Below are 15,654 nucleotides of genomic sequence, written 5' to 3'. Positions count from 1 at the left end.
GGCTGCCCCGAGCTCACCGGTTGGGGCGGGATCGACGCCGCCCTGGCCGTGGCGTGGATCGTCTTCACCACCAACGCCGTCAACCTGCTGGACAACACCGACGGCGCGGCCGCGTCCCTGTGCGCGATCAGCGGCGGTTTCCTCTGCGGGACCGCGCTGTCCGGTGGCGAAGAGGGGCTCGGGATGGTGAGCTCCGCCCTCGCCGGAGCGTGCCTGGGATTCCTCGGCCACAACTGGCATCCGGCACGGATATTCCTCGGTGACGCGGGCTCCCTCTTCATCGGCTTCACGCTGTCCTCGGCCGCCGTCGTGCTCCACGCCGGCGCCGACAGCCCCACCGGGCTCCTCGGCGTGTGGCTGGCCACCCTGATCGCCACCGCGGACACCGCTCTTGTCATGCTCTCCCGCCGCATGGCGAGACGACCGCTGATGCAGGGCAGCACCGACCACGCCGCCCACCGGCTGCGCCGTGTGGGGCTGACGGTGCCACGGGCCGTGATGCTCCTGTGCGGGATCGCGACGCTTGGCTGTATCACCGGTGCGCTGGTGCTGTGCGGCTCGCCGCCGGGCATCGCCCTCGGCGGCGGCGCCATGGCCGCCGCCACGATCGTCGCCTCGCTGATCACGCTGCCGGCGACGGGCCCGCTGGCTCCCGATCCGGCGGGCCGTCGGGTTCAGCGGCAGCGCCCGCGCCGGCCGCTGCGTGGCCTGCGTCCGAGGCCCGCGGATCAGGCACGGACCCGGAGAGCCCGCGGAACCACCGCACCGTCTCCGCCAGACCTGCGTCCAGGGGCTCGGGAGTGACGTCGGGGAACAGCCGCCGCAGCAGGCCGTCGGCCGCCTGGGAGTCGCGAACGTCACCCGCACGGTCCGCCTCGTACCGGATCTCGCAGGGCGGCGACCCGATGACGGCGGTGAGCCGTTCGACGAGGTGACGGAGCGACACGTGGCTGCCGAAAGCGAGGTTCACCGGCCCCGGGCAGGTGACCGAGCGTTCCACCGCGTCGGCAAGAACACGGACGACGGTGCCGACATAGGTGAAGTCCCGCGTCTGCAGGCCATCACCGAACATGGTCACCGGCCGCCCGCGCAGCATGGCGTCGATGAACGCCGGGATGACGGCGGCATAGGCGTGTGCCGCGGGTTGCAGCGGGCCGTAGACGTTGAAGAAACGCAGCACGAGCACCGGCAGACCGTACGCCGCCCCGTAGGCGAGCGTGTACGCCTCGGTAGCGACCTTGCTGGCGGCGTACGGGCTGAGCGGGAGCACGGGCAGCGCCTCGTGCTTCGGCAGCTCCGCAGTGTCCCCGTAAACGGACGACGACGAGGCGGCAATGACGTGAACGCCGCGGCGTCGGCACGCCTCCAACACGCGCACGGTGCCCGTGGCATTGACCTCGTGGCTGGCGACGGGATCGGCCAGGGAACGGGGCACTGAGGGGCGGGCGGCCAGGTGAACGACCGCGTCCGCCGAGGAGATCACGTCGTCGAGCAGGCGAGCATCGAGGACACTGCCCTCGACGAGCTCGACGGCGACCCCGTCCAGGTTGGCCGCCGAGCCGGTGCTGAGGTCATCCAGGACGGTGACGTGGTGGACGGTCCGGCGTGTGGTGAGCCGGCGGCAGAGGTTCGCTCCGATGAATCCGGCCCCGCCGGTGACAACGACGTTCACGTGTGTTCAACCCTCTCCTTCTGCTGCGGTCGTGTCTGTTGTGGCGCCGTAGGCCACGGACGGCCACCAGCCGCGTGCCACGGCGATCTCGGCGTAGAGGCGGTCGGTGTCGGCGATCAGGCGCTCCGCTCCGAACCGGCGCACGGTCCAGGCGCGGGCCCGCTGACCCATGTCGCGGCGGAGCCCGGGGTCCTTGAGAAGCCGCACGGTATGACGGGCCAGCTCAGCGACGTCCGGCGCGGCCAGCAGCCCGGTCTCGCCACTCCGCACCACCTCGGCCACGCTGCCCACGTCGGTGGCGACCACGGCGACGCCGGCTTGGCCCGCTTCAATGAGGCTGACGGGCATGCCCTCGTTGTCGGAGGTGAGCAGCACCAGGTCCGCCGCGGCGTACACCGTCTCGACGTCGGCGCGCCACCCCAGCGGCTGAAGCAGATCCTCCATGCCGGTCTGGCCGGCCAGCGCGCCGGCGAGGTCGCCCTCACCACACACCACGAAACGGGCGGTGGGCACGGTCCGCCGCACCTCGCGGGCGACGGCCGCGAACCGGTCGGGCCGCTTAATCCGTGTCACGCGGCCGACATACGCGACGACAGGGCAGTCCGGTGGCAGGCCGAGCCGCCGCCGGGCGTCCGCACGGGGCGGGGGCGAGGGCAGCACGGTCCCCGGCGGCACGACCACGTACTGCTCCGACCGTCCGATGCCGGCGGCGATCAGGTCGTCCCGCACCCGCTCGCCGACGGCCACCAGCCGGTCGGTGTGCCGGGCCAACCTCCGCTCCACGTGGACGACCATGCCGGTGGCGCGGGGCGAGAAGTATCCGTGCAGCAGATGGCCGTGATAGGTGTGCACCCTGGCGGGCACCCGCGCCAGGACGGCGGCGACGCGTCCCAGGGCGCCCGCCTTCGCGGTGTGGGTGTGGACGATGTGCGGCCGGAACCGGCGCATCGCGGCGGTGAGCTCGCGAACCGCACGCAGATCGTCGCCGGGCCGCACCGCCCGGCCCAGCGCGGCCACCCGGTGGACCGGCACGTCGGGGGCACGGCTGTCGATATGGTCGGCCTCGCCGGGGCCGACTGACCCTGCGAACAGCCGCTGCTCGAAGCGCGCCGGGTCGAGACCGCGCAGTAAGGAGGTGATCTGGACGGCTGGGCCACCGATGTTCATGCGGGCGATGACCCGCATCACGCGAAGACGACCGGCACCCGAATGTGCTGCCGCCATGGCACTCGTCATGGTCCAAGGTAATCGCATCAAGGCAGGGAATCACGCATTCTTCCCCCCTATATCCTCCTCACGGCTGAATTGGCATACTGACGGCATGTCAGAACAGTTCCGCACCAGCGTTCTCATGGTGTGCACCGGCAACCTGTATCGCTCACCGCTTGCGGCGGGGCTGCTCAGACAGCGGCTGGCCGGTCCTGGCCGGGTGCCGATCGGAGTGACCAGCGCGGGCACGGCGGCTGTTCCCGGTACGCCGGTGCCCGCGGCGGTGATGGCGTTCCTCCAGCCCCAGGGCGGAGACCCCACGAAGCCGGTCGCACGGCGGTTGACCACCGAGCTGGTCGAGCGCGCTGACCTGGTGCTGGGCGCCGCTGTCGAGCATCGCGAGGCCGCAGTGCGCCTCGCCCCGGCGCGGGCACTGCCCCGGGCCTTCACGCTGCGGGAGTTCGCTCGGCTGCTGCGCCAGGAGGACGCGGCGGGGATCGCGGACCCGACCGCCCGGCTCACGGCACTTGTCCGGGCAGCGGCCGCCCGGCGTGGAAGCGTCCGCGTGGCGGGCGCCGAGGAGGATGTGGCAGATCCGGTCGGCTCAGACCAGTCGGTGTTGCGGGCGTGTGCGGCGCGGATCGAGGATGCGGTGGAACGGATCGCCCGGGCCATGCTGGGCGGGCAGGTCAACGGTGCCCCGGACTGACCGGTCACCCGCAGACCGGATAGGGGTCCACCGTGACCGGCATCGGGGTGACCAGTGGCTGACGGAGCAGCACCGGTGGCCGGTCACCCTCCTCGCCCACTGGCTCCACCAGGTGGAGCGTGAGGACCTGGGTGGACTGTGCAGGCAGTTCGAGGTCCATGGTGAGGACCGGGTGGCCGCGTTCGACCCCGGTGTGCGCGGTGATCGGGCGGCCGTCCAGTTCTGCCCCGGTGAGAACCGCGCCCGAGGAGGCGTAGTAGGAGACGAGCAGCCGGTTGTCGCCAGGCTGAGTGGGGTAGTCCGGGTTGTCGCCGCGCTGGGTGACGTAGGCGGGGAGACCTGACTGGGGAGCGGTGTTGCTCAGTGTGATTTCCACGGTGACGGAACGGCCCAGGGCGGTGCAGCTTCCAGGCGTCCAGCGCAGCCGTCGCTCCAGGTAGTAGTCGAGTTTGCCGCCGGCGGCGTTGTTGACGACGAGGCCGGCGAAGGGGCCGGGGCCCTCGGGCAGGATCCCGCTCACGGACCTGGTCTCCAGCCGCAGTTGCTCGTCGCGAAGCGCGCTCCACACCTTCAGGCGCTCCTCTCCCAGCACGTCGGCCCCCGCTTCGAACAGTGTGGGCAGACGCTCGCCGTCTTCGAGAGCACCGGTCAGGGTCGCGGCAGCGGTGCGCGCCACGTCGAGGAGGAAGGTTTGGCGCTCCGCGTCGTCCTGGAAGCGGTCGTAGGCGGTCCGCAGGACAAGATCGCTCACGGTTTCGCCCGTGAGCGCCGTGCCGTCGGGCAGCCGGGCCGGGCCCGCCGCGTCGAGCAGGCGCCCCAGGCCGGTGGGGTCGAGCGCTATGACGCCGTCCACCCGCTGGCCGCTGTGCTCCTGCCACGTGGCCGCCCAGATACGCGCGGCGTTGGGGAAGTGCGGGCTGAGGTTGGAGTTCGCCCACACGCGGGTGGGAGCGCTGGCGCCGTACTGGGCGTCGAACTCGGCACCGAGCTCGATGGCGGGCAGGCTGTCCGACAGCTCGGAGCCCGTGCCGAAGTGTTCGAAACTCAATGCGCCGTGGTCGGCCGTGAACACGGCGAAGGCCCCCGGCATTCCGCCAGTGCCCCGGGATTCGGCGGTGTTCTGGAAGACCATGAAGTAGCGGCGCGGACCGTCGTCGCCCAGCATGGGCGGAAGGAGGCGGGCCGCCATGGCGGCGTCGTCGGTCGCGGTGGTGAGGCGGTCGACCTGGCGTACCAGTTCAGCACGCGCGTCGGCGGTGGGCAGCCAGCTGGTACGCGGCAACGCCTCCACCGTGGCCCGCACCTCCTCGGTGGCCCGCGCCGCCCGCTCCAGGTCCGGGGCCGCATGCCGAAGCCTGGACAGCAGGGTGCCAAGGCCCTCGCCGTCGCGGGTATCGCCCTCCACATCGGAGGCGAGCCGCACCAGCGGGGGCAGCACGTCCCGCGTCAGCCGGTCGGCGGCGTACGCCGCGCCACGCACCGTCTCGGCGGGATCGCCGAGGACCGGCAGGGCGTCGGCGAGGAACCACGCGGGCCCCGTGGTGAGAACGCGCGCCCGCGCGGCGTGCTCGGCCGCGGCGCTCAACGCTGTCCGGGACTCGTCAGGGTTGGTGATGACCGACTGCCGCGCCGTCTCCAGTTCGCGCTGCGCGGCGAGGAGTTCGCTACGGGCCAGCAGCCCGGTGACCAGGAGCCAGCCGGCGCCGACCAGCAGCAGCCCGGCACAGCCGAGCAGCAGATGCCGGGCCCGGAACCGGCTGCGGTCCCGAGCCCGGCGTCGTGGCGACAGCCGGCTCCGCCAGGGGCGGGGCCTGCCAGTCAACGCCCTGAGGCGCAAGGGCAGGCGCGGCAGTCGACGTCCAGCCATCACGTCGCCGAGCTGGCGGTCACCGGTTTCCGTTCCTCAGGCGCCGGGTCCCCAGCCACGCTCCGCCACAGAGCGCGACCACGGCCGCCGCACCACCCACGTGGCGCGGCTCGATGTCGGCGTCGGCCTGCGCGGGCTGCGGCTCTTCCTGCCCGCTCGTCTCCCCGGCAAGGGGAAACACCCGTGGGAACACGAACAGGAGGGCCGACACCGTGAGGTTGGGGTTCTGCCCCTTGAGCTGAAGCTCGTGGAAGCCCAGCCTGGTCGACACGGGAATCGTGACGCTCCCTGACACCTTGCCTTGCGCGTTGGCGACGAAGGTGCCGAGCGGTGTGTTCGGCCGGTCCCGCAGCACGGCGACCACCTGTTGGTTGGGGCTGAAGCCCTTCGCCGTGAACCGCACCGGATCACCGGCGACCACGAAGAAGGGGTTGACACTGAGGCTCGGCGGCGAAGGCGGCGGGTAGGGGTGCGCATGCGCGGCCTCGGCACCCGTCAGCGGCGCCATGAAGAGAACGGCAACCGCGGCGAGAACCGCGAGGGCGGTGCGCCATACGGATCGTCTGAGCATCTCTTACGCTCCTAGAGCAGTTCGAACTGGCGGCGCCCCCCGACAGTCTTTCGATCAGACAACCGTCCTCTGTCCTTGCGAAACATCCCCCTAACGACTCGGTGCGTCGAATCACCCGAAAGGGTTAAGGGGGAGCCGCCCCCCTTATGAGAGACATGAGGTATATGCTCAACTTCCTTCCGATAGCGCCCGTGCGTACCGGAGGCAATGGGGGACAAATTCTGTGAACCTGCTCAATCACGTGCCGACCCTGCTCCGCCGATGGCGCGCCATCGTGGTGCTGGGAACGCTGGGCACGGTGCTCGGGGCGCTCGCCACCTCGGCCGCTGTCCCCCAGTACCAGGCCACCACCACCCTCTTCGTGTCGCTCCAGACCACCGAGGACACGGTCACGTTGAACGAGGGCAACAGCTTCGCCCTGGCGCGCGTCCGTTCCTACGCGCAGGCGGTGTCGAGCCCTGAGGTGACAGCGCCGGTCGTGGAGTCGCTGGACCTCGACATGACGCCCGCACAGTTGGGAGACGCCATCAGCACCGAAGTTCCACTCGACACGGTGCTGCTCAGAATCAGCGTCACCGACACCAAGCCGTCGCGCGCCGCCCGGATCAGCGACGCACTCGCCGACCGGTTCACCGAGGTCATCGCCGAGATCGAACGGCCAGTGGGATCCGAGTCGTCACCGGTGCGGCTGAGCATCATCGAGCCCGCAGCCGTGCCCTCGGCTCCCACCTCCCCCAGTCTCACGCTCAACCTGGTGCTGGGGCTGATGGGAGGGCTGGCTCTCGGCGTCGGCTTCGCCGTCGCGCGGGAGTCACGCGACTCCTCGGTGCGCGGTCGCCGTGACCTGACCGACTTCCTCGGCGTATCCCTGCCCGAAGGCAGCGTGCCCCCCGTGCTTGGCAGCATCCCGTATGACGCACGGGCCTCGGAACATCCCATCGCCAACCAGGAGAACGCCTTCGGCCCTCGTACAGAGGCATTCCGGCAGCTGTGCACCACTCTGCGATTCCTGGACGTGGACCGGACGCCGAAGATCATCGCGGTCACCAGCGCACTGCCCAACGAGGGGAAGAGCAGCATCGCGATCAACCTCGCGGCAGCGCTCTCCGAACTCGGCTCCTCCGTGTGCCTTGTCGATGCCGACCTGCGACGTCCCTGTCTGGGGCGCACGCTTGGCCTGGTCCAGGACGCGGGGCTCACCACCTTGATGATCGGCCAGGCGACCGTAGACGAAGTGCTGCAGTCCACGGAATCCTTCTCTGTCCTGACCAGCGGGGTGATCCCCCCCAACCCAGCGGAGATGCTGGCTTCCGCCCAGTACCGCGCGGTGCTACGCGACCTCGCCGACGGCTTCGACCACGTGGTGGTGGATACCCCCCCGGTGCTCCCGCTGGCCGACGTTCCCGCGATGGCACCGGCGTTGGACGGCTACCTGCTGGTGGTCCGCCACGGGCGGACACGTCGCGGCCAGGTCGCCGACGTCGTCCGCGCCCTCCAGCGCACCCCCACCACCGTGCTGGGCAGCATCCTCAACATGGTGCCCCTGAAGGGCCAAAGCGAGTACTACGGCTACGAATACGTCGCCTCGCGGGAAGCGCAGCGACGTCTCCCCCTCCGCCTTCTGGGCAGACTGCGGCAGCGCCGGCGCTCGGCGGACGACGCGGTCGGCACCTGACCCCGCCCCTGGCAGGGGAGGTCTGTCGGCGCCCGTGTGGTGCTTGCTGCCCCACCCGCTGGCGCCCGTTGGAGGGCGTGCCGGTCTCCGCTCCCGCCGCCGATGTCGGCGGCGGGAGCGGAGATCGACACAGTGCGTCGGCTGATGGGACTCATGTCTCATCAGCGACCAGTTGCTCAGCCCAGATGGCTTTCTCGCGCGTTGTGTGGCGGGTGCCCCAGCGCTGGGACATGGCGGCGCCGAGTCGCAGACCGCGCCCTCCTTCGTCGGCGACATACTGACCGGCTGGCCCGAGGGAATGCGGCTGATCGTCCGCAGGGAACGCCCGCGCCCAGGCGCCCAACTGCGCTTCACCGACTCCGACGCATCCTGCATCTCGCCCGGCACTGGCCTGGACGGATGTGATCACCAGCGCCCTGACACGGCTCGCCCCGAACCCCCGCTGACCAGCACTTCGGCATCCCCACGAGCACCCACCCCGACCGACGCGGCAGCCGGGCCACACATCTGCCCGTGATCAGCCCAGAGGACCGAACGGCCTCACCAGAGAATCCGACTGTCCGTCACGAAAAACAAAGGCTAAGAGAGAGACGGCGCGCATCGGCTCATTCGACGGGCGAACGCGGAACACATGCCCGTTGCGGAAAACAACGCCCTGTTCGCTCTGTCTTATGCCTCAATGAGCCGCTGTCCCGATATTGCGCTTCTCGACTTCGAGACCGAGTGTTGTCAACACCGCCCACAAGGGGCGAAGCATCGAGGAGGAATCATCATGGCCATGCGCTACCTCACCGCGGCCATCATGGCGAGCGTACTCGCCTCCGCTGCCGGCGCGGTCAGCCAGGCGTCGGCGGCATCGGTTCTGGCCGAGCCCAACTTCAGCAACGGGGGTTTCGAGTACCCCACGATTCCGAACGGCTATGCCCAGCCGCTCTCGGCAGGTCAGTTAATCGGCCCATGGGTTGTCGGCGACTCGGGCGTCGACTTGGTGCGCGAGACGTACTGGGAGGCGGCCGAGGGGGTCCAAAGCATCGACCTCAACGCGAACGACCCGGGACGCGTGTCCCAGACCTTCGCGACGATTCCGGGGCTGACGTACACGGTCTTCTACGAGCTCGCTGGTAACCCGACGCCCGGTCACCCCCCGGCGGTGAAGACGGGGCAGATCCTCGCCGACGGTCAGCTGGTCGCCGACTTCACATTCGACACCACCGGCAAGACTAACGTGGACATGGGCTACGTCCAGCGGGCAGCGTCGTTCGTGGCCAGCGACAGCACCACAGAGCTGTCGTTCGTCAGCACCACCCCCGGCGACGCGGGCCCGGTGATCGACGACGTGAGGATGAGCTCCTGCTCCTGCTGACCCCCACGGCCAAACGTCATCCGTCCGAGCACGTGCGTTAATCGCCACGGACGGCCAGACGGTGCGCGACAGACAGAACGCCTCGACAAGCACGGCGGCGCCGCAGGGTGACAGCGCGGCGCCGCCGGACGCGTACGCGAGGGCGGAAGCTCCGGTCAGTCTGCCGCATGAGAAGGCCGGTTCCCGCCGACGCGTTGAACCGGAGCAGGCCCGCGTCCGTGTGGAGCGAAGATGACATCTCGCGCAACACGATTGGGGTGCGCCTGATCACCCGCCCCCGCTCCACCGCCTCGCCCTCGGTGCCGAACTCGCCGCCCTCGCGCTCGCCCACTCCCCGACCGTCGCCCAGGCGGCCGCAGCGGCGACCGAGACGCAGGCAGCCGACGTCACCGTCACCCTGTGGATCACGATCGGCGGCGAGGGCCTTTTTCCCCCGGTCGGATTCCATAGAACGCCTTGGCGCACCTACTACGGGTTCTTCGCGCGGTGGGCCGCCGCCGGTGTCGTGGGCGTCTTACGCGACCAGCTCCGCCGCCAGGTGCACACCGGCTCCGGAAAGACCCACAAGCGGTGGCCGTGGTCATCGACTCCCAGAGTGTGAAGGCCGCCGAGGCCGTCTCGGCGGCCAACCGCGGCTACGACGCCGGCAGGAGAGTCAACGATCACAAGCGCCGCCTCATGGTGGATACCCGCGGCCTGCTGTTACCCGTGATGGTCACCCCCGTGGACACCACCGACCGCGACGCGGCGAGGGCGGTTTCGGGAAGGCGCCCGGAGAGTGTGTGCGCGAAGGCCGTGGGGGGGATGTGGCTGGTTTCCGTGGTCAGATCGAAGCGCCTCGGGACGAATTCGAATGCCCCGCCCCAACGCTGGCTCCGACGGGGCACCGCGCCGAGCTTGGTATTACATGGTTGCGGCCGCCCGCGTGGGTGGGCGCAGGCGGCCTGGAAGTGAGGGGGTCAGGTCACGGGTTCACGGTCTGCGTGTCAGTGTCGCTTGAGGCGGTGAAGTTGGCGTCCCCGCTGTAGGTCGCGGTCACCGTCTGGGTGCCGACGCCGATGGCGTCGGTGTCGGTGATCGCGAAGCCGTTGTCGTCCAGCGGGACGCCGATGATGGTCGGGCCACCGGTCACGACGAAGTCCACCGTGCCAGTGGCCACCCCGGCCCCCGGCGGGACTGGCGCCACGACTGCGGCGAGCGTGACCGTCTCGCCCACCGTCGAGGAGTCGGGGACCGTCGTCAGGAGCATCGTGGTGTTCGCCTGGTTCACCGTGTGGGTGTCGGTTCCGGACGAGCCGGTGAAGTTGACGTCGCCGCTGTACGTCGCCGTCGCCGTGTACAAACCAGCCGCCAACGCGCTGGTCGTCGCCGTGGCGACACCACTACCGTCCAGAGCGCCGGTGAGCGTCGGCCCACCGGCCACCACGAACGTCACCGTACCGGTGGGAACGCAGGAGCTCCCCGAGCTCGCGGCCACCGTCGCCGTAAACGTCACCGCCTGGCAGTACACCGACGGATCAGGGGCGGAGGTGACCGTGGTCGTGGTGCCCGCCTGGCTCACCGTGTGAGTACCGGTCCCAGACGAGCCGGTGAAGTTGACGTCACCGCTGTACGTCGCCGCCACCGTGTAGGTTCCGGGTGGAAGCACGGCGGTGCTCGCCGTCGCGACTCCGCCGGCACCGAGGGTGCCGGTGAGGGTGGGGCCGCCGCTGACGAAGAACGTGACCGTACCGGTGGGGGTGCCCGCGCCAGGCGACACCGGCGCGACCGTCGCGGTGAACGTGACCGTCTGCCCCAGCGACGAGGGGTCGGGTGCCGGGGTCACCGTGGTCGTGGTGAGCGCCGGGTCGACCGTGTGGGTTTCGGTGCCGGAGGACGAGGCGAAGCTCGCGTCGCCGCCGTATGTAGCGGTCACCGCGTGGTGCCCACGGCCAACGCCGTCGTCGTGACCGTGGCCACGCCCGAGCCGTTCAACGTCCCGGTGAGCGTGGGACCGCCGGCCACCACGAAGGTGACCGTGCCCGTCGGGGTGCCCGAGGCCGGCGGCACCGGCGCGACCGTCGCGGTCAGGGTGACCGGCTGCCCGAAGACCGAGGGGTCGGGTGCCGAGGTCACCGTGGTGGTCGTCGGCGCCAGCGAGGTCACGGTGTGGGTGTCCGTCCCGTTGGCTGGACTGAAATGCGCGTCACCGCCGTACACGGCGGTGACCGCGTGCGTGCCGCCGCTCAGTGCGCTGGTCGTGACCGTGGCCACACCGGAGGCGTTCAGCACCCCGGTCAGCGTCGGCCCGCCGCTGATGAAGAACGTGACCGTGCCGGTGGGGGTGCCGGCGCCGGGCGACACCGGGGCGACGGTCGCGGTGAACGTGGCCGTCTGCCCGATGAACGATGGATCGGGGGCGGAGGCCACCGTGGTGGTCGTCAATGCCTTCAGCACCACCTGCACCGTGAAGCCGTTGGAACCACTGAAGTTGGCGTCGCCGCCATAGGTGGCCTGCACCGTGCGGGTTCCGGGAGGGAGCGCCGAGGTGGCCGTACTCGAGCCGTTCACGGGGGCGGTGAGCGTCGGCCCGCCGCTCACGGTGAACGTCACCGTGCCGGTTGGGTTGTTGGGACCGGGGAAGATGCGGATGACCTTCCCGGTGAGAGTAACCGGCTGCCCGAAGACCGAGGGGTCGGGCGACGTCGTCACCGTGGTGAGTGTGGGTTCCATGATGCCCTTTCATGGATGCGTGTGGACCGTCGCCACCCCAACGGCATGTGCGCCCGGGAACCGGTCGCCGACGGGGCGGGCGGGCCCGCGTGCACGGCTTCGCCGTGCGGAGGCCCGGCGGTCGGTGCACGGCCCGCGGATCGGTGAGTCCATTGCGCGCAGCGTCGAGTTGAACTGGCCACGCCGCCCTGGGGTTTCCCACTCGAACGTGCGAGCGCGCAGAATGTCCTGGTGGCGGGGGAAATCACGGCTGAGCGGGTTTGAAGCGCCAGGCGTTGATCCGCCGATCGCACAAGCGCGGGGTGGCCGCAAAACGTGCGGTGTGCCGGACTGGCGCCCTTCAGAGCCAAGGCGGCCCGAGCCGGTACCAGCTGCCGCACAACGGCCCCACCGGGCCTTCCACCGAGGCCGAAGCCCAGATCCGCCAGTTGCACCGGCAACCCCGGTGAGGCGCCCACTGGCGTCGTCGCCGCGGTGGCCGTGCCGGCCACCCCGGTGGTGGGCGGCACGCCCACTATCGCCCAGCGCATACCGGGTTGATCACACGGACGATCGGCGGCGGCATCTGGTGCTCCCGTCTGCCTTCGCCATCTTGTCGGGGCGTGTGGCGTCCCGGCTGAGCCCGCTGGCCTGGCAGATCGAATGTGCTCCAAGATCCGTTCGTGCCAAGGTCGAGTCGGCTCCGGGCCAAGGCGCCACCCGCGTGCTCCTCCTCAACCGGCTCACCGGATGGGAAGCGTCGGTGAGTCAATCGGAACCGGCGCCTGTCGAGGGGTAACCGGCGAGGTTCGGAACGGCGTGGGGTCCGGTGCGAGCCTGTGACCGTCAGGGCCGCATCGTGGCCTTGATGAGCCTGGATCCCCCGGCGTGTTGGCCGCGCGGATCGCGGTGCTGCGGACGTGGTGACCGAACCGGTTGGCGCATGGAGAGATGCCGGGCCAGCCCGCGGCGTGGACCGTGTGGCCCCGCTCGCGATTGCGGTCGAGCCAGGGGGCCAGCTGTGCGGGCTGAGCCACCGGCCGTGAACCAGAACGATGGGCTGCGGGGAATTAGGTCCTGTCCTGTCGATCTTGTCGGATCAGCCCGCGGCGTCAGACGCGGTGCTCCCCCAGACTTCGTCCGGGTGGGGTGCCCCCTGCACGGAGTGCTCGGGGGAGTACCCCCAATCGCCTCGCTCAAGACGCCCCACCCGGCGGAGCCGCACATCGCCAGCAGCGCAGCTCCTACCCGGCCGTATGCGCGCGCAGCGCCCGACATGCCCCACGCCGCGCAGCGGCATATCGGCGCCGCGCGACGCGGGGTAACACGGCGAGGTGCCGCGTTCGGGGGCACTCCCCCGAGCACTTCGTGCAGGGGGCACCCCCACCCAGGCCACCAGGCCTGAGGGAGTCGCGGGCCCGAAGAAGATCGGCAGGACAGGGCCTAGCTCACCACTCCTCTACCTTCTTCCCGGTCACTCGGCTTCCTCACGCGGTGCCGAGGGCCGTGCGCAGGGTGGCGGTGGCCTGGTTGATGGCGGCTTCGGCGGCGTGGGTGTCACGCAGGGCGTTGAGCATGACGAAGTCGTGGATGATGCCCTGGTAGCGGACGGCGGTGACGGGGACGCCGGCTTGGCGGAGCTTGTTCGCGTAGGCCTCGCCCTCGTCGCGCAGGACGTCGGCCTCGGCGGTGATGACCAGGGCCGGGGGCAGGCCCCGCAGTTGGTCGGTGGTGGCGCGCAGTGGTGAGGCGGTGATCTCGGCTCGCTGGTTCTCGTCGGTGGTGTACTGGTCCCAGAACCACCGCATGGCGTCGCGGCGCAGGAAGTACCCTTCCGCGAACTGCTGGTAGGAGGGGGTGTCGAAGGCGGCGTCGGTGACCGGGTAGAACAGCACCTGTTGCACCAGCGGTACGTCGCCGCGCTCCTTGGCCATCAGGGTCAGCGCGGCTGACATGTTGCCGCCGACGGAGTCGCCGGCCACCGCGATCCGGGTGGCGTCCAGGTCGTTGGCCGAACCCTCGCGGACGATCCACTGGGCGACGGCGTAGTTCTGCTCGATCGCGGTCGGGTAGCGGGCCTCGGGAGACAGGTCGTACTCGGGGAAGACGACGGCCGCGCGTGCGCCGACGGCCAGTTCGCGCACCAGCCGGTCGTGGGTGTGGGCGTTGCCGAAGACCCAGCCGGCGCCGTGGATGTAGACGATCACCGGCAGCGTCTCCTTGGCGCCGGCCGGCCGGACGATGCGGGCCCGGACCGATCCGGTGGGGCCGCCCTGGACGGTGACCCATTCCTCGGCGATCTCCGGCTTGCTGATCTCACCGGACTGGACCTCGTTGACGGTCTTGCGGCCCTCGGCCGGACCGAGGTCGAAGAGGTATGGCGGGTTGGCGGTGGCGGCGGCGAACTCGGCCACGGCCGGCTCCAGCACTGGTGCGGTCGGGGTGTAGTCGGTCATGGCTGACTCCCTGCTCGTGCTGCGGTGCGGGCGGAGGTGCCCGCACACAGAAGACTATGACGCGATTACCTCGCACGCAAGGAAATCGTGAGCGTGGAGATTTTGCCATTGGCAGATTAGACTGCCCAGGACACTGATGTCGCATGCGACACGAGGAGGGGACCGCTGTGACCAGCACCGAGACCGACGCCGAGCAGGGCTTCTCCCTGCTGCTTGACGATCAGCTGTGCTTCGCCCTGTACGCGGCCTCCCGCGCGGTGACCAACCGCTACCGCCCCCTCCTGGAGGGCCTCGGGCTCACCTACCCGCAGTACCTGGTGCTCCTGGTGCTGTGGGAGCACGGCACCGTTCCGATCAAGGACATCGGAGCCGCCCTCCAGCTCGACTACGGCACGCTCACCCCACTGATCAAGCGCCTGGAGTCCGCGGGCCTGGTCCGCCGCGAGCGACGCCCGGACGACGAGCGCACCGTCCTGGTCACCGTCACCGAGCAAGGCCAGGAGCTTCGCGAGCGCGCTCGGACCGTACCCACGGCCATCGGCGACGCCATGGGCCTGACGCCCGCACAGTTCGACGAGGTCCGCCGCCTCCTGCGACTCGTGACAGCCAACGTCTCCCGCCCAGGGCAGGACGGCCCGTAGCTGGGCCATCGCAACGTCCCACCGGCGCGTCGGTCGCGTCGGCCGCCGTGGCAACAGCATCATTGGCGGCCCCGCGTCCGGGGGAACCCCGGCGCCCTGGGCGGGCACGGGCGGCCTGATTCAGGCGACGACGGTTCGACGGCGGAACGCGAGTACTCCATGCGCGGGCTCGCCGCGCCTGCACGTATCGGAGTGTCCTCGATCGAGGGTCGATCGCTACCGTTTTCCGCGGGGCGCAGATCAGCCCGCCATGCACCATCGACGAGGTCGATCCGGAGCAGACACGCTTTCGCCGGACCGGCCACGACGATGCGGTCTTGGTCGGCGAATACCTCGCCTGAACATCGGATCGCGCGGAGAGCCGGATGCTCGGCCAAGGGGCACGTCCGGTCCTGCGGGCCGGGGCGGGGAAACCAACACCGGACGACGACGCACGGCGCCCCGTCCCCGACAGAACACATGGCACTGGACCGTCACGGCGCCGAACTCTTCTCCAGGTCCCGACGGAGCGCGAGGAGAAGTACAGCGCGACCCTCGTCGACCGTTTCGCCTTCAACGGCACCATCATCGGGATCGGCACCGACTCCTGGTGCCTCGCAAGCACCCGAGCCGAACCGAAGACTCCGCCAAAACCGGGTGGCGCCGGCTCAGCCGGGTCTATCAGGAATCAGGCGTAATTCGTCTGTTTGGTCTATAGATTTCTTATTATGCCGATCAGCCTACACTCGTCCGGCGGTCAGTCGGCCGTCGAAGAGGAGGTCGAACTCGTTGAGGGCGCTCTTCCAGCGGTTGTTCCAGCG

11 protein-coding genes and 1 pseudogene are annotated in these 15,654 nt (G+C 70.2%); 5 read left to right on the top strand and 7 right to left on the bottom strand.

Translation table 11 applies throughout. The features are described from left to right. Positions 1–48 precede the first annotated feature (48 nt). Positions 49–303, top strand: a pseudogene (locus E1265_RS39410) (MraY family glycosyltransferase); the annotation flags it as partial. A 319-nt stretch (positions 304–622) separates the two neighbouring features. Here E1265_RS39410 and E1265_RS20660 read toward each other — a convergent pair. Both E1265_RS20660 and E1265_RS20655 read right to left on the bottom strand, forming a co-directional pair. Beyond that, entirely contained in the window at positions 623–1,672 is a 1,050-nt protein-coding gene (locus E1265_RS20660; protein WP_132932090.1) for an NAD-dependent epimerase/dehydratase family protein, read from the bottom strand. A gap of 6 nt (positions 1,673–1,678) precedes the next feature. Continuing rightward, positions 1,679–2,857, bottom strand: coding sequence for a glycosyltransferase (locus tag E1265_RS20655; protein WP_207931145.1), 1,179 nt, complete (start codon positions 2,855–2,857; stop codon positions 1,679–1,681). Positions 2,858–2,894: 37 nt separating this feature from the next. Between E1265_RS20655 and E1265_RS20650 the strand changes: the two genes are divergently transcribed. Continuing rightward, positions 2,895–3,590 (top strand): low molecular weight phosphatase family protein, encoded by a 696-nt coding sequence (locus E1265_RS20650; protein WP_243740974.1) that lies wholly within the window; start codon positions 2,895–2,897, stop codon positions 3,588–3,590. Positions 3,591–3,594: 4 nt separating this feature from the next. Here the strand turns inward: E1265_RS20650 and E1265_RS20645 are convergent, their stop codons facing one another. Beyond that, positions 3,595–5,412 (bottom strand): DUF4012 domain-containing protein, encoded by a 1,818-nt coding sequence (locus E1265_RS20645; protein ID WP_165953818.1) that lies wholly within the window; start codon positions 5,410–5,412, stop codon positions 3,595–3,597. A 64-nt stretch (positions 5,413–5,476) separates the two neighbouring features. Next, positions 5,477–6,028 (bottom strand): hypothetical protein, encoded by a 552-nt coding sequence (locus tag E1265_RS20640; protein WP_132932085.1) that lies wholly within the window; start codon positions 6,026–6,028, stop codon positions 5,477–5,479. A 223-nt stretch (positions 6,029–6,251) separates the two neighbouring features. On the opposite strand from E1265_RS20640, the gene E1265_RS20635 reads away from it, so the two are divergent. Both E1265_RS20635 and E1265_RS20625 read left to right on the top strand, forming a co-directional pair. Further along, positions 6,252–7,703, top strand: a complete 1,452-nt coding sequence (locus E1265_RS20635) for a polysaccharide biosynthesis tyrosine autokinase (RefSeq protein WP_132932083.1) — start codon at positions 6,252–6,254, stop codon at positions 7,701–7,703. A 772-nt stretch (positions 7,704–8,475) separates the two neighbouring features. Beyond that, a complete protein-coding gene (locus tag E1265_RS20625) occupies positions 8,476–9,066 on the top strand; it encodes a choice-of-anchor C family protein (protein ID WP_243740973.1) in 591 nt (196 codons plus the stop codon). Between the two features lie 964 nt (positions 9,067–10,030). Here E1265_RS20625 and E1265_RS20615 read toward each other — a convergent pair. From E1265_RS20615 to E1265_RS20605, 3 genes are all read right to left on the bottom strand, one after another. After that, a complete protein-coding gene (locus E1265_RS20615; RefSeq protein WP_132932077.1) occupies positions 10,031–10,981 on the bottom strand; it encodes an Ig-like domain-containing protein in 951 nt (316 codons plus the stop codon). After that, positions 10,978–11,778 (bottom strand): Ig-like domain-containing protein, encoded by an 801-nt coding sequence (locus E1265_RS20610; RefSeq protein ID WP_132932076.1) that lies wholly within the window; start codon positions 11,776–11,778, stop codon positions 10,978–10,980. The genes E1265_RS20615 and E1265_RS20610 overlap by 4 nt, the downstream gene beginning before the upstream one ends. A gap of 1,466 nt (positions 11,779–13,244) precedes the next feature. After that, positions 13,245–14,213: an alpha/beta hydrolase gene (locus tag E1265_RS20605; protein WP_132932074.1), complete on the bottom strand. Its 969-nt coding sequence runs from the start codon at positions 14,211–14,213 to the stop codon at positions 13,245–13,247. 167 nt (positions 14,214–14,380) lie between these two features. Between E1265_RS20605 and E1265_RS20600 the strand changes: the two genes are divergently transcribed. After that, entirely contained in the window at positions 14,381–14,854 is a 474-nt protein-coding gene (locus tag E1265_RS20600; RefSeq protein ID WP_279571450.1) for a MarR family transcriptional regulator, read from the top strand. Positions 14,855–15,654: the final 800 nt, after the last annotated feature.

It is taken from the genome of Streptomyces sp. 8K308, from assembly GCF_004348315.1.
Taxonomy (GTDB): domain Bacteria; phylum Actinomycetota; class Actinomycetes; order Streptomycetales; family Streptomycetaceae; genus Streptomyces.
This window is presented reverse-complemented; position numbering and strand designations above follow the sequence as displayed.

Bases quoted from the DNA above. Each gene is read 5' to 3' on its own strand.
- E1265_RS20655 (WP_207931145.1), bottom strand. From the start codon at position 2,857: ATGCGGGTCATCGCCCGCATGAACATCGGTGGCCCAGCCGTCCAGATC.
- E1265_RS20650 (WP_243740974.1), top strand. From the start codon at position 2,895: ATGGCACTCGTCATGGTCCAAGGTAATCGCATCAAGGCAGGGAATCAC.
- E1265_RS20640 (WP_132932085.1), bottom strand. From the start codon at position 6,028: ATGCTCAGACGATCCGTATGGCGCACCGCCCTCGCGGTTCTCGCCGCG.
- E1265_RS20625 (WP_243740973.1), top strand. From the start codon at position 8,476: ATGGCCATGCGCTACCTCACCGCGGCCATCATGGCGAGCGTACTCGCC.
- E1265_RS20610 (WP_132932076.1), bottom strand. From the start codon at position 11,778: ATGGAACCCACACTCACCACGGTGACGACGTCGCCCGACCCCTCGGTC.
- E1265_RS20605 (WP_132932074.1), bottom strand. From the start codon at position 14,213: ATGACCGACTACACCCCGACCGCACCAGTGCTGGAGCCGGCCGTGGCC.